We start from the raw sequence: 22,404 nt of genomic DNA, 5'->3' as shown, positions 1-22,404 counted from the left end.
CCTCGTTCTTTAAACGTTGTCCGCCGTTTTAAGCGTCTGCAGCTGCTCGAACAGCGCGCCCAGAAACCGCTCCCGCTTGCAATGCTCCGCCGTTATAATCGAGTCGATCCGGGCGCAGGCCAAGTCGATCTCGTCGTTGACGACCGCATAATCGTAATGGTGCAGCAAATTCATCTCTTCCACCGCCACCGAAAGCCGATGATCGATCGTCGCCTGGGTTTCCGTCCCCCGTCCGACGATTCTCGTCTTCAACTCGTTAAGCGACGGAGGCATGAGGAAAATAAAGACGCCCTCGGGGAACTTCTCTCGAACTTTAATCGCTCCCTGAACCTCGATCTCCAAAAAGATATCCTTGCCTTCCGCCAGCGTCTTCTCCACGAACTCGCGGGGAGTTCCGTAGTAGTTGCCGACGTATTCCGCGTACTCCAGAAGCGCGTCCTTCTCGATCATGCTCATGAACTGTTCGCGCGTCTTGAAGAAATAGTTGACGCCGTCGCGCTCGCCTTCCCGAGGCGGGCGGGTCGTCGCCGACACGGAGTACACGAGTTCGGGCAGCTTGCTGCGCAGCGCGGAGCAGACCGTCCCTTTGCCGACCCCTGAGGGGCCGGACAGTACGAATAAAATCCCCTTGTTCATCGTGTTCCCCAATTCATTCGTCGTGTTCGTCGTCTTTGGTAGACAACCGGTGCGCTACCGTCTCCGGCTGAACGGCCGACAAAATCACGTGATCGCTGTCCGTAATGATCACCGCACGCGTGCGGCGGCCATAGGTGGCATCGATCAGCATGTGCCTGTCCCGCGCCTCCTGGATGATTCTCTTGATCGGAGCCGACTCCGGGCTCACAATCGAAATAATCCGATTCGCGGACACGATGTTGCCGAATCCGATATTGATCAGCTTGATCGCCATGGTATGCATTTTCCCCCCGGTTATTCCTACCCAACAGGTGCGGCCAGCAACCGAACTAATCGCTTCCAGTGTTGCCAGAAGCGGCCCTCCGCATACTGCTGGCCCAACAATGCCCAGATGTATACATCTATCGATTATTGCCTATTGTACTTCAAATCCTATGGTGGGACAAGAGGAACTAAAGGCTTAATTCGCCGGATTCCGATTCAGGCTCCGGCTTCGGCTGCGCACGTATTCGGTCAGGGACACCGTCATTTCGTAAGCCATGAACGGGGTCATCAGGTAAATGCCGTTAAAATGGTCCATCGCGACGTCGAGCAGCTCTTCCGCGATCTTCACGCCTTCGGCTCGGCCCGCAGCCCCCTCCAATCCGCTCATTCGCTGCCGGACCGCATCGGAAAGCTGGATGCCCGGCACTTCGTTGTGCAAATATTCGGCGTTGCGCCCGCTCGCGAGCGGGAAGATGCCGAGGAAGATCGGAACGTCCAGGTGCCGGGTCGACTCCGCGATTCGTTCGATCAGCTCCGGGTCGTATACCGGCTGGGTCATAATGTAGTCGGCTCCCGCCGATATTTTGCGCTCGAGCCGCTGTACCGCTTTATCCAGATGCTTGACGTTCGGGTTAAAGGCGGCTCCGACCACGAAGTTCGCTTTCTGCTTCAGCGGTTTGCCCGAGAAGGCGATTCCTTCATTCAACTGCTTGATCATTCGGATGATTTCAAACGAGGTCAGATCGTACACGGAGCTTGAGCCGGGCAAGTCGCCGAACTTGGCCGGATCGCCCGTCACCGCCAGCACGTGATCGATGCCGAGCGCGTCGAAGCCCATCATATGCGACTGCGTCCCGATCAGGTTGCGGTCGCGGCAGGCGATGTGGGCGAGCGGACGAATGCCTACGCGCTCCTTCAGCAGGGCGGCAAGGGCCAGATTGCTCATCCGGGTAACCGCCAAGGAATTGTCCGCCATCGTCAGGGCGTCGGCTTGCGCTTCCTTCAGCGCCTGGGCGCCCTTCATGAACTTGGCGATGTCCAGATCGCGCGGCGGATCCAGCTCGACGATGACCGTATGGCGCTCCCGCACGAGATCGACGATGCTCGGCTCCGCGCTCTGCGGCGGCTCGAAGGCCGGCGGCTCCGGATCGACGATCGCCGGGCTTTCGGCCGGAGCCGGGACAGCGGCGTGCGCCGCCGGCAAGTACCCGCGAAGCGCCTTGGCGATCTCGGCGATATGCTCCGGCGTCGTGCCGCAGCAGCCGCCGATCAGCTTGGCTCCCGCGTCGGCAAACCTGCGGGCCGACGCGCCGAAGTATTCCGGCGACGCCGAATAGACGACTTTCCCGTCGACATAATCGGGGATGCCCGCATTCGGAAAGACGCTGAGCGGCACGTTCAGATCGCGCGGAATCGTCTCCAGCGCGCGGAGAATGCCGGTCGGCCCGCTGCGGCAGTTAAAGCCGATGACGTCGGCGCCCTCCCCCTTCAGCCGGCGAAACGCCTCGGCGAGCGGAATGCCGTCGTGCGTCCTCTCCGGGTTCTCAACGGAAAATTGACAGATGACGGTGAGATCGCTCTTCCTGCGGATGAGCGACAGGGCTAGCGACAGCTCCTCCAGATCGAAAAACGTCTCGAGCAGCAGGCCGTCCACGCCGGAGGAGACCAGCGCGCCGATCTGCTCCTCGAAGTCGCGCTTCACGACCGCCGTTCGAATGTTTTTGCCGGCCACCCCCCGGACCGCCCCGATCGCGCCGACGACGTACACGCCTTCTCCGACCGCTCTGCGAGCGAGCGAGACGCCGGCCGCGTTGATCTCTTCGACCTTGCTCTCGAGTCCGTAGCGGGCGAGCTTGTTCTGCTGGGCGGAATACGTATTGGTCTCGATGATCTCCGCTCCGGCCGCCGCATACTGGCGATGGACGTCGGCGATGACGTCCGGCTTGAGCAGATTGAATTCCTCGAACGACACGCCGACCGGCAGTCCGAGTTGATATAGATACGTCGCCATCGCGCCGTCGCCGACCAGCGGCTTGCGGGCGAGAGCCGTGCGCAAATCCGGTTTCATGATGCTTCCCATCCATTCCTAAAAATAAAGTATCCTTAATGTAGCACACTTTTCATTTCGGGAAAATGGCAAAACCCGATCTGAATCGATCGGGTTGAGCGGATTTTTCAGTTTCGGCGCGAGGCGCCTTCGGTCGGGGAGCGGCCCTCTGCCCGGAGCTTATACGTCCACGGAGCCCGTATAGACCGCTTCCGCCGGGCCGGTCATGTAGATGCGCCCGCTGGCCTCGTCCCACCTGATGCGCAGATCGCCGCCGGCGAGCGAGATGGTCGCCTCGCGATCGGTCAGGCCGTTCAGCACCGAGGAGACGAGCGTGGCGCAGGCGCCGGTGCCGCAAGCCAGCGTCGGACCCGCGCCGCGCTCCCATACCCGCATATCCACCTGGTCGCGGGAATGGACGGTCGCGAACTCCACGTTGATCTTGCGCGGGAACAGCGGATGCGTCTCCAGCTTCGGCCCCCACGCCGCCAGGTCGAATCCGGCCGCGTCGTCCACGTAGATGACGCAGTGCGGATTGCCCATCGACACCGCGGTAAATTTGAACTCGCGCCCGTCCACCTCGACCGGGTGGCCGACGACCGGATTGGCGTCGATCGTCGTCGGCACGTCGAGCCCGTTCAGAATCGGCCGGCCCATGTCGACGGTCACCTGGGCGACCTTGCCGTTCTCGATCGTCAGCCGAACCGGCTGCACGCCGGCGCCCAGCGTCTCGATCGTCAGCTCCGATCGGGCCGCAAGACCGTTATCGTAGACGTACTTGGCGACGCAGCGGATCGCGTTGCCGCACTGCTCCGCCTCCGAGCCGTCGGAGTTCATGATTCTCATGTGGAAGTCCGCCTTCTCCGAAGGCAAAATGTACACCAGCCCGTCCGCTCCGATGCCGAAATAACGGTTGCACAGACGAACGGCCAATTCCGCCGCGTTGTCCGGCAAAGCTTTCTCTCCGGCCACGACGATAAAGTCGTTGCCGAGTCCGTGCATTTTCGCAAATTCCATAATCGTACGCCTCCCGCTATGACCTGTCAGTCAGTATTCGCACTCACTGGATTAATCATAACGGGACGGCGGCGGGATGAGCATACAGCAAATCTTCTTTTATTTGCACTTTTCGACTACGGACGAACGTCGGGTCGGCTCGTCCGAACGTTCAGGAAGCCGAGCGCCCTGGTCGCGCGCTCGCGCGCCTCGGCGACGGACCCGCCCGTCGATAGCGCCACCGCCATCCGGCGGCCCGGCCTGGCGACCGGCTTGCCGAACACGCGAACCTGCGTATGCGGAACGGACAGCGCTTCGCCGACTCCGCCGATCCGGTAGTCGTCCAGCTCGCTGCCGGCCTTCAGCGGACGGCTGGCCCCCGGCGCGACATTCTCGATCTCCGGAATCGGATAGCCGAGAATGGCGCGGACGTGCAGCGCGAATTCGGACAGGTTCTGGCTGACCAGCGTGACGAGCCCCGTATCGTGCGGGCGCGGCGACACTTCGCTGAAATACACCTTGTCCTTGGCGAGAAACAGCTCCACGCCGAAGAGGCCCGCTCCGCCCAGCTCGTCGGTAATCGCTTTGGCGATCCGCTGCGCCTCGGCCAGCTGGTCGGCGGTCATCTCGTGCGGCTGCCACGATTCGACGTAGTCCCCGTCCTTCTGAACATGCCCGATCGGCGAACAGAACGCCGTGCCGCTGACCGAGCGCACCGTAAGCAGCGTAATCTCGGACTCGAACGTAATGAACTCCTCGACGATGACCCTCGTCTGCTGCACGCGGCCGCCTTCCATCGCGATCGTCCAGCAGCGCTCCAGCTCGGCCTCCGAGCGGCAGACGCTCTGTCCTTTGCCGGACGAGCTCATCAGCGGCTTCACGACGCACGGAAAGCCCATCTCCTTCGCCGCCTCGGCAAATTGCTCGTACGTATCGGCGAACCGGTACGCGGCCGTAGGCAAGCCCAGCGTCTCGGCCGCCAGCCGGCGAATGCCTTCGCGGTCCATCGTCAGGCGCGCCGCGCGGGCGGTCGGGATGACCCGATAGCCTTCCTCCTCCAGCTTCAGCAGCTCGCTGGTGGCGATCGCTTCGATCTCGGGCACGATCAGATCCGGCTTTTCCCGTTCGACGACTTCCCTCAGCGCCTGCTTGTCCAGCATATCGATCACATAGCTGCGATGCGCGACCTGCATCGCCGGCGCCCCCTCATAACGATCGACCGCCACCGTCTCCAGGCCGAGCCGCTGCGCTTCGATGACGACTTCCTTGCCGAGCTCGCCCGATCCGAGCAACAATATTTTTTGGCTAGCCTGCATGTCTGCATTCCTCCATCATGAACTCAAGTTCGATAACGTCCATTATACACGATGGACGGCCGCTGCATAGCCGGATCGCCCCTTGGCGGCGAGTTCAAAAGAGAACGCGGCGGAGCGCGCTGTCAGGGCGCGACTGCGTACTGATACCCGATAAAAAACAGCCGGACGCCCCGTGAAACGGAGCGCCAGGCTGCGTTGAGGACAACCCGTTATCTGGCCGGTCTCGCCGAGGTCGAGTTGCCTCCATAAGAGATTTTGGCTCTTTTCCTCTTCTGCTTCGAGGAGCCCCAGACGCTGCCCGCCCCCATCGCGAACGTCGGAATGCCCGCGGCGACGATGACGAGCGCCCAATCGCGCAGATCGAGCGGAACGGTTTTGAACACCGGCTGCAGCGGCTCGATGTACAGCACGGCCAGCATCAGCGCCAGCGAAGACAGCACCGCCAGGACGAGGAATTTGTTCTCCAGCAGCTTCCGATGGAAAATCGAGCGAGAGCTGCGGCAGTCGAAGACGTGAATGAGCTGCGCCATGACGAGCGTGGCGAACGCGACGGTCTGCGCGTGAACGAGCTGGTCCGGCTGCCCCTCTCCCGCTCTTAAAGCAAGCACGAACGCGCCGAGCGTGCAGAGGCCGATCAGCACGCCGCGGCTGACAATCTTCCAGCCGAGCCGCCTGGCGAAAATGTTCTCCTTGGCCGGACGCGGCTTCTGCTGCATCAGGTCGCTCTCCGCCTGGTCGACGCCGAGCGCCATCGCGGGCAGACCGTCCGTCACCAGGTTGACCCACAAAATCTGGATCGGAACGAGAGGAAGCGGGAGCCCGGCCATCATCGCCAGGAACATCGTCATAATCTCGCCGACGTTGGACGCCAGCAAGTAGCGGATAAACTTGCGGATATTCTCGTAGATGCCCCGCCCTTCCTCTACGGCGGCGACGATGCTCGAGAAGTTATCGTCCGACAGCACGAGCGCGGACGCTTCCTTCGTCACGTCGGTCCCGGTGATGCCCATCGCGATGCCGATGTCGGCCGCCTTGACCGCCGGGGCGTCGTTGACCCCGTCGCCCGTCATCGCCACGACGTGCCCGCGGCGCTGCAGCGCCTGCACAATTCTCAGCTTATGCTCGGGCGAGACGCGAGCGTATACGTTCACGTCGTCGGCGATCTTCTCCAGCTCCTCGTCGGACATCGCGGACAGCTCCGTTCCGGTAATGACCCGGCCCTCGCGGCCGATAATGCCGAGCGTCTTCGCGATCGCCTCCGCCGTCGTGCCGTGATCTCCGGTAATCATGACCGTCTTGATGCCGGCCTGGCGGCACTTGTAGATCGCTTCCTTCACTTCCTTCCTCGGCGGGTCCATCATTCCCGTCAGTCCGACGAAGATGAGCCCGCTCTCGGCCTGCTCGCTGCTCTCGCATCCTTCATGTCCTTTGACGTCCCGATACGCCATGCCCAGGACGCGCAGCGAATCTCTCGCCATCGCCTCGTTCGCCGCCAGCACCTTCATCTTCAGCGAGGGGGTGAACGGAACGACCTGATCGTCCCACAGGACGTAGGCGCACTGGCCGACGAGCATGTCGGGGGCTCCCTTGGTGCAGACCAGCTTGCCGCCTTGATGGGACACGAGCACCGACATGCGCTTGCGCTCGGCGTCGAACGGGAATTCCCGAATTCGCGTGTACAGGCTTTGCAGCGCAGATTTGACCAATCCGGTCTTCGCCGCCAGCACGAGCAGCGCTGCTTCGGTAGGATCCCCTTTGATTTTCCATTCCAGCCCGTCCTCGGCCGCGGGCTCGCCCTTGCCCGGCTTGCGTTTCTTCCCTTCCTCCGCTTTCTCCTGCTGGGACAGATCCGAGTTGTTGCAGAGCGCCGCGATCTGCGTCAGCCGGCGCAGAGCGGCGTCGCCCTTCATGTCGATGCTTTTGCCGTTCTCCTTCAGCGTTCCGACCGGCTCGTAGCCTTCCCCGGTAACCTCGACCTTCCGGCCTCCTAACCACAGCTGCGTCACCGTCATTTTGTTTTGCGTCAGCGTCCCGGTCTTGTCGGAGCAAATGACGGAGGCGCAGCCGAGCGTCTCGACGGAAGGCAGCTTGCGCACGATCGCCTTGCGCTTGATCATTCGCTGCACGCCAAGCGCCAGCGCGATCGTGACGATCGCCGGAAGACCTTCCGGGATGGCGGCGACGGCCAGGCTGACGCCGGCCAGGAACATGTCGTAAATAGGTTGTCCGTGCAAGATACCGGCGAGAACAACGACAACCGTCAACGCGAGCGCCACGACGATCAAGATTTTTCCCAGCTGCTCGAGACGATGCTGAAGCGGGGTTTCGGCCTCCTCCGTCTGCTGGATCAGATCGGCGATTTTCCCCATTTCCGTCCGCATGCCCGTAACGGTCACGATCCCCTTCGCCGTGCCTCGCGTCACCATCGTTCCGAGGTAACCGCAATTTCGCCGGTCCCCGAGCGCCAGCTCCGGCGAGATCAGCTTGCCGGCCGTCTTGGCGACCGGCACCGACTCGCCCGTCAGCGCCGATTCGTCCACCGAGCAGTCGTTGCATTCCAAGAAACGAAGATCGGCAGGCACCCGGTCTCCGCTTTCCAGAAGCACAACGTCTCCCGCGACGAGATCTCTGGCGGGAATATGCAGCAGCTCGCCGTCCCGGACGACTTTGGCAAAGGGCGCGGACAGCTCCTTCAGCGCCCGGAGGGACCGCTCGGCCCGATACTCCTGGTAGAAGCCCAGCACGCCGTTAATGAGAATGATCGCGATAATCGTGAGCGCGTCGAGCATCTCCCCGAGCAGCCCGGAGACGACCGTCGCGCCCACCAGCACGAGCACCATAAAATCCTTGAACTGATTCAGCAGCAGCTTCAGCGGAGAATCTCCGCGCTTCTCGGCGAGCTCGTTGGGCCCGAGCGTCTGTAGCCGTTCCGCCGCCTGCTCCCGCGACAATCCTTTAACGCCGTCGGTATCCAGCGCCTTCACCAATTGCTCCTCGCTTAGCTGGTGCCATGCCTGACCTTCCAAGATCGTCAACCCCTTCCGTCATATCCGCTTGCGGTTCTTGACCTATATGTATTCAGACAAGCCGGGAAATATCCCCGGGGGTTGTACGAGGATTGCCGACCGCCAAGCATGCCGAAAGCGGCTGCCTCCGCCGTCATCCGAGAGGACGGCAGATCAGCCGCTTCGCCGCCAACACCTTCGTTCGCCGGCGCCCAAGCTTCCGTAAAAGGATCATTAAAAAGAGCGGCTATGGAAGCCTCCGCGCTTTCCCTTTCCGAAAATGTATGGCATCATAAAAGGCGGTAACCATCACTCTATGAGAAAAATCAGGAGCTACAGCCATGTCATTGGACGGAATTGTCGTCAGAGCGCTCGTGCGCGAGCTGCAACCGTGCGTGAAAGCGCGCATTCTTAAAATTTATCAGCCAACGGACAACGAACTGATCTTGCATATACGCGGACAAGGCTCGGGCGGCAAGCTGCTGCTGTCCGCTCACCCTTCGATGCCCCGACTGCACTGGACGGAACAAGTGTGGGCCAACCCTTCGGAGCCGCCGATGTTCTGCATGCTGCTGCGCAAATATTGCGAGGGCGGCGTAATCGAGGCCGTTCGCCAGGTCGGCCTGGAAAGAATCGTGGAGCTCGACGTCCGGCATCGGGACGAGCTCGGGGACGCGTCCCTGAAGCGGATCGTCATCGAGATTATGGGCCGCCACAGCAACATCATTCTGATGGATCCGGTCACCGGCGTCGTGCACGACGGCATCCGGCATGTCACCCCCGCGATCAGCAGCTATCGGGTCGTCCTTCCCGGAAGCGCGTACGTCGCCCCGCCGGAACAGAACAAAGCCGATCCGCTCTCCATCGGCGACAGCGAGTTCGACGAATGGGCGTCCCGCAGCGGCGGTTTGCCGGACATCCGGGACGACGATTACGTCAGCGCAGTTTCCGACGCTCTGCTGGGAGCCTTCACCGGGCTGAGCCCGCTGCTGTCGCGGGAGATCGCTTTCCGGGCTTCCCGCCACCCGCAGGAGCTGCGCGGAGCGTTCCGGGAAGCGTTCGATCAGGTTCGCCGGGAGGCGTACGAGCCGAACCAAGTCGTCATGAACAACGGCAAAATCGCGTTCTCCGCGCTCGCTCTAACCCATCTCGAAGGGGAGAAGAGATCCTTCCCGTCCATGCACGAATGTCTGGATCATTTTTACCGCGACAAGGCTTCCCGCGATCTGGTCCGGCAGCGGACGACCGACTTGAACCGTTTCCTGCTGAACGAAATCGCCAAAAACGAAAAAAAGCTGATCAAGCTTCGGGAGACGCTCGACGAAGCGGCGGAGGCGGACCGCTTCCGCCGTCTCGGAGAGCTGCTGACCGCCCATCTGTACGCCTTCCAGCGGGGCGACGCTTCCGTCGAAGTCACCGACTACTACGAGGAAGACCAGCCTTCGAGAACGATTGAGCTCGACCCGCTGCTGACGCCCAACGAGAACGCCCAGCGGTATTTCCGCAAGTACAACAAGCTGAAGAACAGCCGGGAAGCGGTCTCCGAGCAGATCGAGGCGACAAGAACGGAGCTCGCCTATCTGGCCTCGGTGCTGCAGGGACTGGAATCGGCCGGCCCGGACGACATCGGAGAAATTCGGGACGAGCTTGTCGAGCAGGGCTACATTCGGGAGCGGGGCGTCAAGCGGGGGGCCAAGAAAAGGAAAAAAGACCGGCCCGCCGTACTCTGCTACACGTCGAGCGAGGGCGTTCCGATCTACGTCGGCAAAAACAACACGCAAAACGACTATATTACGAACCGTCTCGCCGCCGCCACGGACACTTGGCTGCATACGAAGGACATTCCCGGCTCCCACGTGCTCATTCGCGGCAAGGAGTTCGGGGAAGAGACGCTGCATGAGGCGGCGATGCTGGCCGCTCATTACAGCAAGGCCAGATCGTCGAGCAGCGTGCCCGTCGATTATACGCTGATTCGCAGCGTGCGCAAGCCGAACGGAGCCAAGCCGGGCTTCGTCATCTACGACGGCCAGAAAACGCTGTTCGTCACTCCCGACGAAGACCGGATCCGGCAGCTGCCCTCTTCGATCAAATAACCGCGAGCTACCGCGTCCTTCCGGCAAGCCGCTCGACGATGCCGGCGTCCACGCTTCGGCAGCCGATCGCCCCGTGATAAGCCTTCCCCTCTCGAATGCCGTGAAAGTCCGAGCCGCCGGTCGCCAGCTTGCCGCGGGCGGCGGCCCACTCGGCGTAGCGCCGTTCCTGCTCCGGGTCGTGCTCCGAGTGATAGGCCTCCAGCCCGTCCGCTCCCTGCTCCGGCAGCGAGAGCACAAGCTCGTCGTTACCGTAAATGCCCGGATGAGCGATCACGGCTGCGCCGCCCGCCTCGTGAATCCAGGCGATCGCTTCCCGGGGGGTCGCGCGCGTCTGCCGCGCATACCCCGGCTTCCCTTCCGCAAGCCAGAGATCGAACGCTTCCCTCGCGTCGTTGACGTAGCCTTTGTCGACCATCGCCTGGGCGATGTGGGGCCGGCCGACCGACCGATCCTTGCTTGCGGTCCGACCGGCCGCAGCCGCCAGCTCCTCCGGCGTGACCGGCATGCCGAGCTGGGCCAGCTTGTCGAGGATGCGCTCGTTCCGGCTGTTCCTCCCCTCTCGAAGCGCCGCCAGCCGGGCCAGCCAAGTCTGGTCTTCCAAAGCAAAGCCGTAGCCGAGCACATGGATGTCCTGGCCGTCCGTCACCGTGCCGAGCTCGACGCCGGGCACGACAACGATGCCGTGCTCCAGACCGGCCTCCATCGCTTCGCGGACGCCCGCCACCGTATCGTGATCGGTGATCGCCACCGCGGCCAGTCCCGCTTCCTTCGCCATCCTCACGTTAACCGCCGGTGCGAACATCCCGTCCGAAGCCGTCGTATGCGTATGCAGATCCGCGCGGCTACTCATGGGACAGCTCCCCCAATTCGCTCAACAGAGCGACGGCCGGCATCGGCAGCAGCGACGAACGCAGCCGCACGGAATAAAACTGCCGCCTGAAGCTCGCGCCGGAAATTCTGACCGGCTTCAGCAGCCCCAGTGCAAGCTCGTGCTTAATCGTCCATACGGACAGCAGCGACAGGCCCAGACCGGCCTCTACGGCGGATTTGACCGCCCCGGTGCTCCCGAACTCGCTGACGACCTTCAGCCGTTCGTCGGTAACGCCGTGGCGCTGCAGCTCGTCTTCCATAATCTGCCTCGTCCCCGACCCTTTCTCCCGCAGCACGAACGGCTCGCGAATCGCCTCCTCGAGAGACACCTGATCGCGCGAGGCGAACGGGTGGTTGGCCGGAGCGATGAGCATCAGCTCGTCGTCCATGACCGCCTGGGCCTCGATGCCCGGAACGTCGCACGGCGCCTCGATGATGCCGAAATCCAGCCCTTGATGGGCGACCGCTTCGACGATCTCGGTCGTATTCATCACCTTCATATCGACGGAGATGTCCGGAAATCTCCTCAGGAAGCTGCCGAGCAGCCTCGGCAGCACGTATTCCCCGATCGTCAGACTGGCCGCGAACTGCAGCCTTCCCTTTAACTCCTCGATGTACTGCGTCATCATCCGGTCCGTATCCCGCATCAGCTCCACCGCTCGGCGGGCCTGGGGAAGCAGGCGATGGCCCGCCTCCGTCAGCTCCAGCCGTTTGGTCGTCCGGTTGAACAGCTTCGTTCCGAACCGTTCCTCCAACGCTTGAACCTGCATCGTCACGGCGGGCTGGGTCATATGCAAGGTCAGCGCCGCCGCAGAGAAGCTGCCCCTCTCCGCTACGGTGTAAAAAATATGAAGTTGGTGCACGTTCAGCGCCATCGGTTTCCGCCTTCCCGTCCGTCTTTTTTTCTCGCATTATACCATAGAATGCGAACGGCCGGGGGGAGGGTGCCCCTCCGCCCGGCCGTTCCGACCGCCCACGGACGACGCTAGCGCCGTTTGCGGTTGTTTTTAATTAAGGTCATGCGCCTGGAATGGCGCAGCCAGGAATAGTAAGTTTTCAAATCCCGAAGCTCCATCGTCTCGGACATTCTTCCGAGAAAGGTGACAACGATCATCTTGTGAAGAGGATTGCCGAGCAGATCCGTATCCGACTCGCTGACGGAAAACTCCGCCACGAAAACAAGATCGTCATCGATCGTGTAGACGTCCTGTTCGTTCCTGTAATAGGACACGACGCGGCCTTCCTTCAAGCATTCCCACATAAATTCGGCGATATCGGAATAGCCCGTCTTCTCCTGCTCCACTCGATCCGACCAACGGGAGCGCGCATGGTTCGTAATGATGATGTCGGAAATTCTCTTGTCCCCAAGAACGACATGAAAGGGCTCGTAGGTGCTCCACCGCTCCGTATGCTTATCCTTCACCGGGCCATCTCCTTCCCGATTGTAGGTCTTCTGAATCACTAGCATCATGCGTTTCTAGGAACTTAAGTACATTCTACAGCATCTATTCCCTACGATTCAACAATAAAATAGACAGATGGAAAATTTTCCCGAGAAGAAAAAAGAGCCGCCCTCGGATCATCGCAGGATGATCGGGGACAGCCCTGTTTACCCCAGTACGATGCGGTCGTCGGCAAGCTGATGACCGCTGATTCTTTCGAATTCCCGCAGCAGATCCGCGACCGTGAGATTCGCTTTGCGCTCCTCGGGAACGTCGAGAATGATGCGGCCCTTGTCCATCATAATCAACCGGTTGCCGAGGCGGATCGCCTGCTCCATATTATGAGTCACCATCAGAGTCGTCAGCTTCATATCCCGCACGATTTCATCCGTCAGCCGGGTAATCAGCTCGGCCCTGGCCGGATCGAGCGCGGCCGTATGCTCGTCGAGCAGCAAAATTTGCGGCTTGGTGAACGTCGACATCAGCAGGCTGAGCGCTTGCCGCTCGCCGCCGGACAGCAGGCCGACTTTGGCGCTCATCCGATTCTCGAGGCCGATGCCCAGACGGCTGAGCTGCTCGCGGAACAGCTTCCGTTTGGCCGCCGTCGCTCCCCAGCCCAGTCCGCGCGTCTGGCCGCGCTTGTAGGCCATCGTCAGATTTTCCTCGATCGTCATTCGCGGCGCCGTGCCGGCCATCGGATCCTGAAAAACCCGGCCGATCCAACGGCTTCTTTTGTACTCGGGCAGCCCGTGCACCTCGGTACCGTCGATTCGGATGGCGCCGATGTCCGGCTTCATGACGCCCGAGATCAGGTTCATGAGCGTCGACTTGCCGGCGCCGTTGCTCCCGATGACGGTGACGAAATCGCCGGCCTTGATCGTCAGGTTCGCGTTCATCAGCGCAATCTTCTCGTCCGGCGTTCCCGGATTAAACAGCTTCGTAACGTTCGTTAGATCGAGCATCAGGCTTTCCCTCCTTGATCCGGAGCGATCACCGTCAGCAGCTCCTCGGAGCGCTTCTTGGCAATGCTTCGCTGCATCATGACGCGCCGCACGTACGGAACGACGAGCGCGACGATGACGATCAGGGCCGTCACGAGCTTCAGGTCGGAGGCTTCGAACAGCTCGATGCGCAGCGCCACGGCAATGACGATCCGGTATACGATCGCGCCGACGACGACGGCCAGCGTCGCCATGAACACCGTTCTCGCGCCGAAGATCGCTTCGCCGATGATGACCGAAGCCAGACCGATCACGATCATTCCGACGCCCATCGTTACGTCGGCGAAGCCGCCTTGCTGGGCGATGAGCGCGCCGGACAGCGCGACCAGACCGTTGGACAAGCTGACGCCTACGATTTTCGCTCCGTCCGTATTCGCGCCGAAGCTGCGGATCATCCGCTCGTTATCGCCCGTCGCTCTCAGCGCAAGCCCCATATCCGTATGAAAGAACGCGTCGAGCAGCAGCTTCACGATCAAAACCGCAATGCCCATAATGAGAATAAACAGCCCGACCGGCTTCACGATGGAAGAGATCAGCGTATCCATATTGACGATAGACACGTTCGGGCGCCCCATAATCCGGATGTTGATCGAGTGAAGCGCAATCATCATCAGAATGCCGGCCAGCAAGCCGTTGATCTTTCCTTTCGTATGGAGCAGTCCGGTGCAGACTCCCGCGAGAAGCCCGCCTCCGAAAGCGGCCAGCGTGGCAAGTGCGGGATGATAGCCCGTCGAGATCATGATCGCAGCGATGCCCCCGCCCGTCGCGAAGCTTCCGTCGACGGTCAGGTCGGGAAAATCCAAGATGCGGAACGTGATGTATACTCCCAGCGCCATCAATGCATACAGCAAGCCCAGCGCAACGGCTCCGTAGATCGAATCAATCATCGATAAGCCTCCTCACAAACCAATGGGGCGAACGACCGGGAGCCGTTCACCCCATTTTGATCCGTTTACTGGATAATATTGTTTTCCTTGTCCTTGACCTTGTCCTTCATAGCGTCCGTAACGACGACGCCCTGCGCCTCGGCCGCCTTCAGGTTCAGAATCAGGTCGAGCTTATCCGGAACGGAAACCGGCATTTCGGCGGGATCCTTGCCGTTCTTCAGAATGTCGACCGCCATCTGGCCGACCTGGTAGCCGTGGTCGTAATATTTGAACCCGACCGTCGCGAACGCGCCCTTCTCGACCGTGTCGCGGTCGCTGGAGAAGAACGGCAGCTTGTTGTCGTTGGCTACTTGAATGATCGAGTCGGCTCCCGTTACGACCGTATTGTCCAGCGTAATGTAGATCGCATCCGCGCGGCCGACCAGCGATTCGGCGGCTTGCTTCACTTCGGACGAAGTCGAAGCGGCGGCTCTAACCAGCTTGATGCCGTGGGCGGCGAGCGCCTCCTCGGCTTTCTTCGCCATGATGACGGCGTTGGACTCGCCTTCGTTGATGACGATGCCGACATTCTTCACATCGGGAAAATCGGAGGCGATGAAATCCATCAGCTGGACGATCGCTTCCGGATTCGTGTCGGACGCTCCGGAGATGTTGCCGCCCGGCTTCTCCAGGCTGCTGACGACTTTGTCGGCGAGCGGGTCGGTGACGGCCGCGAACAGCACCGGAAAATCTTTGACGTTCTGGGCGAGCGACAGGGCGGAAGGCGTGGCGATGCCGAGCGCGAGATCGTATTTGTCCGCCGCGATCTTCTGCGCGATCGACAGATTGTTCGTCGAGTCGCCCTGCGCGATGTTCAGATCGACCTTCAGGTTGTCGCCTTCCTTAATGCCGGCGTCTTCCAGCGCCTTGAGGAAGCCTTCCCGGGTCGCGTCGAGAGAAGGATGCTCGACGATCTGGGAGATGGCGATTTTGTAGCTGCCGCTGCCGGCCCCTTCGTTCTTGCCGCCGCATCCCGCCAGCACCGCCAGCGCCGCTGCGGACAGCATCACGGTCGTCATCAGTTTCTTTTTCAAGTTTCATTACCCCTTTATCCCATTTGTTTTTCTAGAGCGGGTGAAAGCCTTGCCTCTTCCTGTGAAAGCGATAAACAAAGAATCAGATACTAGTTTAATAGTCCTTTTCCCTATTCGTCAATTGCAAACTTTCACAATTCGGGTTTTCCGGCGAAAAGAAAAGAGCCGACCCCAGACAAGGCCGACTCTTGTTAGCGTAAGAAGCGGACGGTTCGTCGGCGTTCCGGGAGCCGGCAACCGGAGGAAGCGCCCGACAGATTCTCGGTTCTTCTCTCCGATCGCCCGTCCCCTTTCGCTTACAGGCCGTAAAACCGCGTTTTATCCGGTACGTTCTTCTCGTACTCGGTTTTGATCTCGTTCCGGTAGGAGCGTTCCACCTTGCGCACGAAGGGCAGCCGCTGCAAATGGCGAACCGTCTCTTCCGCTACGTCCGCGTTCATATACATGACGGCGTAATGCATTTTGCGGGACAAATAATGGAGCGTGCCGTACTTGTCCAAGCCCCTGGCCGCCTTCGAATCGCTGAACCATACGATGTATCCTGTCCGTTCGGCAAACATGTCCAACCTCCGTCTGAACTGGAAAATCTGTTACCCGCAGCCTCCGCTCCCGCAGGAGCAGCTGCCCCCGTTGCCGCAGCCCGAAGCTTTCGGATTGGGATTGTTGTCCGGAACTTTAATGCTTTGCGAAACGGCAAAAGCCAGCGTTCTGGATATATCAGTCAGCAGCTCGTCCAAGGAGTTCTCCGCCGCTTTGTACTTGCGTACGGATTCCACCTCGTCCAGCCGCTTCTGCGCTTCGTACACTTGCTCCAACGCGGCGTTGTAATCCGGATGAAACCTTCCGAACCGCTCGCACTCGGCGAACTTCTCCTTCGCTTGAAGGAACTGCTTCTTCAAGTCCTGTACCTTGGCGTCCTGCAGAACCTCCGCTTTCCAATAAGCGTATTCCGCAGCGGAGGCGGATCGGACAAGCGACTCCCCCAGCTCGTAAGCGCGAGTCAGAAGCAGCGCCAGATCGGCGGGCTCCGTCGCGCTAAGTTCCGCCGCGGGGAGGATTTGCGTCATGCCGGCCATCGGCTCACCTCACCATTCGGCTTTGTCTTCCTCCCCTATCATAACACAAGATGAGCTCGTACGGTCAATCGGTTTCCAGCTCCTCCAGGGCGGGCAGAACGATCATCAGCTCGGAGACCTCCTCCGCCCGGACGGCGGATTCCGCCGACGCGCCGCTTGGACCGGACCGGTCCTCCTCCGGCAGCCATCGCCCTTCGGCTACCCAGGAGGCTCCGATCTCGCGCAGGCGGCGAGGGGCAAACAGGCGAGTCTCGCCGTCCCGTTCCAGACGGACGGCCGCCTGCCACTCGACGGCCCTCTCGATCAGCCGCTTGCTCGTCGAAGGGTGATAGGTTCTCGGCCGGGTTACCCAGGCCGCCGGAATGTCCGACAGCCCCGGGAACAGGTCGTCCGCGCCGAACAGTCCTCTATCGGCTTCGAAGGCGGACAAAGCCGGGCGGAAGCCGATCCAGCCCCGCTCGGCGTCGGCCGGAGCGGCTTGCCCGCTTCGGCGCTCCCGCGCCGGAGCCCCGGCTTCCGCGGGCGGAAATCCGACCTTCCTCAGCCTGGCGCGCACTCGCTTGCCGCAATCCGGTCGGATCAGGAAATGCCGGTCGCCGATCCTGTCCGCGACCATGTCCGCGATTTCCGCATCGCGCTCCAGCAGATCGGCGATCTCCCGACTGTCCGTCCGCAGCACCAGCGCTTCGGCCAGCTCCGTTCTCCCGAGCGATGCGAACCAGTCTCGCAGCGCTGAGGAGACCGGCGGCGGAAGCGGAGCGCCGGAGCCCGTCTCCAGAAAAGCCAGCGTATCCGCCAGCGAATGGCCGGCGCGGAAAGCCCGCTCGCACGAGCGAGAAGTCAGCCGATAGACGCTCATCCGGTCCGCCTTCTCCGGCTCGGCGATCTCCGATAACGTCCAGCGGGCTCTCAGACCAATTTCCGGCGGCACGAGAATTTCCCCGTCGGGCTGCACGAAGAAGGCTCCCTCCTCCTCCCGGCCGTCAGGTCCCGTCCGCTTCCGGATGACAGGCTGCCCCCGCCACGTACCGCGTTCGATCCACCCGAACGCCTCCAGCAGCGACAACCGCCTGTCGGCTTCTTCCCGGCTCTGCCACTCGTAGAGCCTACCCGCGGTATGCCAGCCTTCGCCGCCGAGAGCGAGCGCCGCCGAGAAGGTCAGATGGCAGGCCGGATCCGCCGAAGCGTACCGGGTCGTCACCAGCTTTTGCAAGCCGCGCTCGGCCTCCTGCAGCGGCTGAGCCAGCCAGCCTTCCAGCCCTTCGCCGCTGGCGCCGACGACGCCGTCGCGCTCCTCCAGCACGCCGTATACCAAGCCGAGATCGAGCGCAAGCATCGCCTGCGGCGGCAGCAGCTCGGAATAAGGGTACGGCGGCAGCCAGCCTTCCAGCTCCTCCGGCCGGAGCGTCATCGCCGCTGCGATCCGGGCCGCCGCCGCTTGCTGCGGAGCCCCCTTGACCGTTCGCGTTAACGGCCCGCCGGCGATCTCCCCCCAGGCGGACAGCAGCTCCAGCGCCAGCGTCCGTCTCCCGCCCGATGCGCTCGGCGCGACTTCGCCGCTTGCTTCCGGGGGAAGCGGCCGGTTGTTCGCAGGCAGCACCAGCGGCTGCCACATCGCCACCGCGTCCTCCGGCACGTAGAACAGCCGGTCCCCCCAGCTTTTGCGCACCGCGAAGAGGACGCCGCTTCTTCGCAGCCTTGCGATCGCGACGCGAGCCTCCGCCCCCGTCAGGCCGAACTCCTCCTCCGCGCGCGCCGCCATGCGCTCCATCTCGAACGGGGCGGCGCCGTATTTCTTCAGCACGCCCTTGAGCACCGCCAGCTGGGCGCCGTCGCCGCTGCGGCGGAGCCAATCTTCCGCCCAGCTCCGGTCGGACAGCACGTCCGCCAGCTCCATGCCCGGCTCCATTCTCGCGAGAACCGCCGGGTCGGCCGTTACGAGCCGCTTCATCGCGTCCGGCAGCCTCTCCACAGACCGCGCGACGTTCATACGCGCGCCTCCCCGGCCGCTTCCCCGATTCGGCCGCCTTCCCAACAGTCGATCGCGTAGGGATATCCCTGCTCAAGCAAAAAGCGTCCGCGATTGCGCGAAAACTCCACCTCGTCCGTCCCCTCGCTGACGAGAGAATAGAACCTCGCTTTGAGGCCGTTTTTTTTCGGGCGCAAAATGCGCCCCAGCCGCTGAGCCTCCTCCTGACGAGAGCCGAAGCTGCCGGAAACTTGGATCGCCACGGCCGCATCCGGAAGATCGACGGCGAAATTGGCCACTTTGGACACGAGCAGCACGCCGATGTCCCCCCGCCTAAAGCGATCGAACAGCTCCTTGCGCCCGCGCAGCGGCATCTCGCCGGTCACCAGCGGCAGACCCAGCTGCTCCGACAGCGCGTGCAGCTGATCGAGATACTGCCCGATGACCAGAGTTGGAACGCCGTCATGCCGCTGCAACAGCGCCCTGACGACCTCCGTCTTGCGCGGATTTTCCCCGGCGATTCGGTTGCGCCGGCTCTTGGGAGCCGCCATGTAGCGGGCGGCGGCCGCCGGCTCCATCGGCACGCGCACCTCGGTGCACTCCGCCTCGGCGATCCAGCCTCGCGCCTCCATCGTCCGCCAGGGCAGCTCGTACCTCTTCGGACCGATCAGCGAGAAGGCGTCCTCCTCCCGTCCGTCCTCGCGAACGAGCGTCGCCGTCAGCCCCAGCCGCCGCGTCGCCTGGATGTCCGCCGTCATCCGAAACACCGGGGCCGGCAGCAGATGCACTTCGTCGTAGATGATCAGCCCCCAGTCGCGATTGACGAACAGTTCCAGATGAGGATACTCCTCGCTCCTGGCCGAACGGTAAGTGAGCACCTGATAGGTCGCCACCGTCACCGGCCTCACGTTCTTCGACTGTCCCGTATATTCGCCGACCTCGTCCCGGGTCAGCGTCGTATTCCGCAGCAGCTCCGAGATCCATTGCGCCACCGAGACGCCGTTGGGCGTCAGAATCAGCGTCTCGCGCTGCAGCCGGGCGAGAGCGGCCATGCCGACCCACGTTTTGCCTGCGCCGCAGGGCAGCACGACGATGCCGCTGCCCGCGTTTGGATTCAGCAGCGCGTTGACCGCCTCCCTCTGATAGTCTCTCAGCTCGATCGGCCGGCCGTCGACCGTCTCCGTTCGCAGCGACACGGAAAGCGGCTGTCCCTCGTGAAAGCCGGCCTCGTCCCGGACGGGATGACCCAGGGCGGCCAGCTCCCGCTTGATCCAGCCCCGGGCTTCGGGACGGACGATCGCCTTCGTTCCGTTCGGAGCCCCGTTCAAGCAATGGGCGACCGACGCTGTCCGGCCGACGCGCTCCATCGCTTCCGGCGAATCCGCCAACAAAATCAGCTCGCCGTGATCGCGGACGAGCCGGATTTTCCCGTAACGGTCCATCTGCGTCCGGATAAACAGCTCGACGGGAGCCGGAAGCGGGCACCGGGACAGGCCGACGAGCTTCTCCGTCACCTCGGTGCAGCTCCAGCCGGCGGCCGCGGCGTTCCACAGCGTCACCGGGGTAAGCCGGTACGTATGCCAGAAGCCGGGGCGCTTCTGCAGGATGGCGACGTCTCTGAGAAAATCCCGGGCCGCCGCGTACTCCGGATGTCTCTCGTCCACGAGCAGCGTGCCGTCCGCTTGCACCCACAGCGGTCGTGTAGCGTTCATATCCGGCATTCCTCCTTGTCGTTAACAAGGTTTTCCTCCTTCCGCCCGGTTCATGCATTCGGAGGGAATTCAGAGCAGGACAGCGATTTGGATAACTGCGGAAGCATCATAGAAAAACCCATTTCCCGGAACCGTACGGAAAATGGGTCTGGCGCTTCTAGTGGGCGTAAGAGGAGCCGCCGTGCTCGGAAATCTCGCTCAGCGCCTCTCCCGCCTCGTTGACGAAAATTTCCCGCACGGCCAAATCGCCGATCGAGACGACGCCTTCCAAATGGCCGTTGTTGACGACCGGCAGCCGGCGAATTTGCTCCGCCGCCATAATCGACGCGGCTTCGTCGACGGATAGGTCGGGCGGCACGGTGCGAACGTCGTTCGTGAGCACTTCGTCCAGCGATTCCGAGCCGGAACGGTTGTCGGCATAGCCGCGAATGACGAGATCCCGGTCGGTGACGACGCCGATCAGCCTGCGGCTTTCCACGACCGGAATAAATCCGATATCGTGGTCCCTCATCAAGCGCGCCGCTTCCTGAATGCTGGCCTGGCGGGAAAGGGTAACGCAATCGGTCGACATGATGTCGGCAATTTTCCTCATCTTGAGCCTCCTATATGGCCGTACCGCCGACTGGGCGGCCGGTCCGGCGTCATTGTTCGGTCTCCAGTAGAATGACCGAAACGGAACGCCCCCATACAGGTAAAAAATCGCTTAGTCCGAATCCAGCGCGGCGTCGTCCGCCACGGCGACGAGAAGGCGCGCGGCGTGCAGCATCGCTTCCTCCTCGAGATCGAACATCGGATGATGATGGGGCGCCGAATCGCCGCTCTCCCTGCCGGCCCCGACGAAGAAAAAGCAGCCGGGCTTGCGCTCCAGATAATAAGAGAAGTCTTCTCCGGCCATGATCCGTTCGCACGGAGCCGTGCCCGAACCGGGCAGATGCTCGGCGATCTGCCTCAGCACCCTCTCCGCTTCCCGCTCGTCGTTCACGACGGGAGGATAGCCTTCGATATAGCGGAACCGGTAATCGCATCCGTGCATCTCGCAAGTATGCTTGACGATCTGCTCCATTCTGCCGCGGAGAAGCGCCCTCATTTCCTTATTAAAGGATCTCACCGTTCCGGCCAGCATGCTGCTGGCGGCGATCACGTTGTTGGCCGTGCCCGCGGAGAAGCGGCCCACGGACAGAACGGCCGCATCCAGCGGATTGACGCTGCGCGATACGATCGTCTGCAGCGCGGAGACGAGAGCGGCGCCCGTCACGAGGGCGTCCTTGCTTTCGTGGGGCAAGCCCCCGTGTCCGCCGCGGCCGACGATCTCGATCTCGAATTCGTCCGGAGTCGCCATGAACGGCCCCGATCTTGTCGCCGCCGTACCGCAAGGCATCGGAGACCAGAGATGGACGCCGTAGATCGCGTCGACACCGTCCAGCGCTCCGTCCTCGATCATCCGGATCGCCCCGCCGGGCAGCGTCTCCTCTCCCGGCTGGAACAGAAAGAGGCGCGAGCCGGCCGTCTCGTCCCGGTGCAAGCTGTAATACCGGGCCACGGCAAGCAATTCGGCCGTATGCCCGTCGTGCCCGCAAGCATGCATTACCCCCGGCACTTCCGAACGGTACTCGCAAGCTTTGGCATCCTGAATCGGCAAGGCGTCGATATCCGCCCGCAGCGCAATGGTCCTGCCGGGACGCCCGCCGGCCAGCCGGGCCACGACCCCCGTCCCCGCGACTCCGCGACGGACTTCCAGTCCCCACTTCTCGAGAAGCTCCGCGATCATGGCCGACGTTTTATATTCCTGAAAGCTTAATTCGGGATGCCGATGAAGGTGCCGGCGCCATTGTACCATGTCCCCGTACAGAGACTTCAGCGTGTGCTCGTGAACCGTCATGGCGGCGACTCCTTTCCTTAAGTCGTAGTCGTATTTGTATTATTGTATCAGAAACGGCAGGCCTCCGTAACCGTCCGTACCGGCACGGGCGGCGAATTGTCAATGAACGTTCGAAACTTAACCGCCGAGGCAGGCTTG

General features: G+C 62.1%; 19 protein-coding genes. 1 reads left to right on the top strand and 18 read right to left on the bottom strand.

Going from position 1 to position 22,404, the window contains the following annotated elements; all coding sequences use genetic code 11:
- Window positions 1-9: 9 nt before the first annotated feature.
- From gmk to ACFO3S_RS11350, 6 genes are all read right to left on the bottom strand, one after another.
- Window positions 10-636 carry a guanylate kinase gene (gene gmk / locus ACFO3S_RS11375; protein ID WP_378095521.1) on the bottom strand — a complete coding sequence of 209 codons (627 nt, stop codon included), beginning with the start codon at window positions 634-636 and terminating at the stop codon, window positions 10-12.
- 13 nt (window positions 637-649) lie between these two features.
- Window positions 650-910: an extracellular matrix/biofilm regulator RemA gene (gene remA / locus ACFO3S_RS11370; RefSeq protein WP_027084220.1), complete on the bottom strand. Its 261-nt coding sequence runs from the start codon at window positions 908-910 to the stop codon at window positions 650-652.
- A gap of 186 nt (window positions 911-1,096) precedes the next feature.
- A complete protein-coding gene (locus ACFO3S_RS11365; RefSeq protein WP_378095519.1) occupies window positions 1,097-2,968 on the bottom strand; it encodes a bifunctional homocysteine S-methyltransferase/methylenetetrahydrofolate reductase in 1,872 nt (623 codons plus the stop codon).
- Window positions 2,969-3,127: 159 nt separating this feature from the next.
- The gene (gene dapF / locus ACFO3S_RS11360; RefSeq protein ID WP_378095516.1) at window positions 3,128-3,964 is read right to left on the bottom strand and encodes a diaminopimelate epimerase; all 837 of its coding nucleotides are present in this window, start codon (window positions 3,962-3,964) and stop codon (window positions 3,128-3,130) included.
- A gap of 116 nt (window positions 3,965-4,080) precedes the next feature.
- Window positions 4,081-5,259, bottom strand: a complete 1,179-nt coding sequence (purT, locus tag ACFO3S_RS11355; protein ID WP_378095513.1) for a phosphoribosylglycinamide formyltransferase 2 — start codon at window positions 5,257-5,259, stop codon at window positions 4,081-4,083.
- Between the two features lie 209 nt (window positions 5,260-5,468).
- Window positions 5,469-8,285 carry a calcium-translocating P-type ATPase, SERCA-type gene (locus tag ACFO3S_RS11350; RefSeq protein ID WP_378095510.1) on the bottom strand — a complete coding sequence of 939 codons (2,817 nt, stop codon included), beginning with the start codon at window positions 8,283-8,285 and terminating at the stop codon, window positions 5,469-5,471.
- Window positions 8,286-8,605: 320 nt separating this feature from the next.
- On the opposite strand from ACFO3S_RS11350, the gene ACFO3S_RS11345 reads away from it, so the two are divergent.
- Entirely contained in the window at window positions 8,606-10,357 is a 1,752-nt protein-coding gene (locus tag ACFO3S_RS11345; protein ID WP_378095507.1) for an Rqc2 family fibronectin-binding protein, read from the top strand.
- Between the two features lie 7 nt (window positions 10,358-10,364).
- Here the strand turns inward: ACFO3S_RS11345 and ACFO3S_RS11340 are convergent, their stop codons facing one another.
- From ACFO3S_RS11340 to ACFO3S_RS11285, 12 genes are all read right to left on the bottom strand, one after another.
- Window positions 10,365-11,207 (bottom strand): PHP domain-containing protein, encoded by an 843-nt coding sequence (locus ACFO3S_RS11340; protein ID WP_378095504.1) that lies wholly within the window; start codon window positions 11,205-11,207, stop codon window positions 10,365-10,367.
- Window positions 11,200-12,102, bottom strand: coding sequence for a LysR family transcriptional regulator (locus ACFO3S_RS11335; RefSeq protein WP_378095501.1), 903 nt, complete (start codon window positions 12,100-12,102; stop codon window positions 11,200-11,202). The genes ACFO3S_RS11340 and ACFO3S_RS11335 overlap by 8 nt, the downstream gene beginning before the upstream one ends.
- A gap of 110 nt (window positions 12,103-12,212) precedes the next feature.
- On the bottom strand, window positions 12,213-12,650 hold the full coding sequence (locus ACFO3S_RS11330; protein ID WP_378095498.1) for a hypothetical protein: 438 nt from the start codon (window positions 12,648-12,650) through the stop codon (window positions 12,213-12,215).
- Window positions 12,651-12,836: 186 nt separating this feature from the next.
- On the bottom strand, window positions 12,837-13,631 hold the full coding sequence (locus ACFO3S_RS11325; protein ID WP_378095495.1) for an ABC transporter ATP-binding protein: 795 nt from the start codon (window positions 13,629-13,631) through the stop codon (window positions 12,837-12,839).
- Window positions 13,631-14,557 (bottom strand): ABC transporter permease, encoded by a 927-nt coding sequence (locus ACFO3S_RS11320; protein WP_378095493.1) that lies wholly within the window; start codon window positions 14,555-14,557, stop codon window positions 13,631-13,633. Before ACFO3S_RS11320 ends, ACFO3S_RS11325 begins: the two co-directional genes overlap by 1 nt.
- Before the next feature lie 65 nt (window positions 14,558-14,622).
- The gene (locus ACFO3S_RS11315; protein WP_378095490.1) at window positions 14,623-15,630 is read right to left on the bottom strand and encodes an ABC transporter substrate-binding protein; all 1,008 of its coding nucleotides are present in this window, start codon (window positions 15,628-15,630) and stop codon (window positions 14,623-14,625) included.
- Between the two features lie 296 nt (window positions 15,631-15,926).
- Window positions 15,927-16,190, bottom strand: coding sequence for a YlbG family protein (locus tag ACFO3S_RS11310; RefSeq protein ID WP_378095487.1), 264 nt, complete (start codon window positions 16,188-16,190; stop codon window positions 15,927-15,929).
- A gap of 30 nt (window positions 16,191-16,220) precedes the next feature.
- The gene (locus ACFO3S_RS11305; RefSeq protein ID WP_378095484.1) at window positions 16,221-16,706 is read right to left on the bottom strand and encodes a YlbF/YmcA family competence regulator; all 486 of its coding nucleotides are present in this window, start codon (window positions 16,704-16,706) and stop codon (window positions 16,221-16,223) included.
- A gap of 64 nt (window positions 16,707-16,770) precedes the next feature.
- On the bottom strand, window positions 16,771-18,696 hold the full coding sequence (locus ACFO3S_RS11300; protein WP_378095481.1) for a helicase-associated domain-containing protein: 1,926 nt from the start codon (window positions 18,694-18,696) through the stop codon (window positions 16,771-16,773).
- Complete coding sequence (locus ACFO3S_RS11295) at window positions 18,693-20,387, bottom strand: DNA repair helicase XPB (RefSeq protein ID WP_378095478.1); 1,695 nt, start codon at window positions 20,385-20,387, stop codon at window positions 18,693-18,695. Before ACFO3S_RS11295 ends, ACFO3S_RS11300 begins: the two co-directional genes overlap by 4 nt.
- Before the next feature lie 157 nt (window positions 20,388-20,544).
- Window positions 20,545-20,979 (bottom strand): CBS domain-containing protein, encoded by a 435-nt coding sequence (locus tag ACFO3S_RS11290; RefSeq protein ID WP_378095475.1) that lies wholly within the window; start codon window positions 20,977-20,979, stop codon window positions 20,545-20,547.
- A gap of 111 nt (window positions 20,980-21,090) precedes the next feature.
- The gene (locus tag ACFO3S_RS11285) at window positions 21,091-22,266 is read right to left on the bottom strand and encodes a M20 metallopeptidase family protein (RefSeq protein WP_378095472.1); all 1,176 of its coding nucleotides are present in this window, start codon (window positions 22,264-22,266) and stop codon (window positions 21,091-21,093) included.
- Window positions 22,267-22,404 lie beyond the last annotated feature (138 nt).

It is taken from the genome of Cohnella hongkongensis, from assembly GCF_042654645.1.
In the GTDB taxonomy this organism is placed as follows: domain Bacteria; phylum Bacillota; class Bacilli; order Paenibacillales; family Paenibacillaceae; genus Cohnella; species Cohnella hongkongensis.
This window is presented reverse-complemented; position numbering and strand designations above follow the sequence as displayed.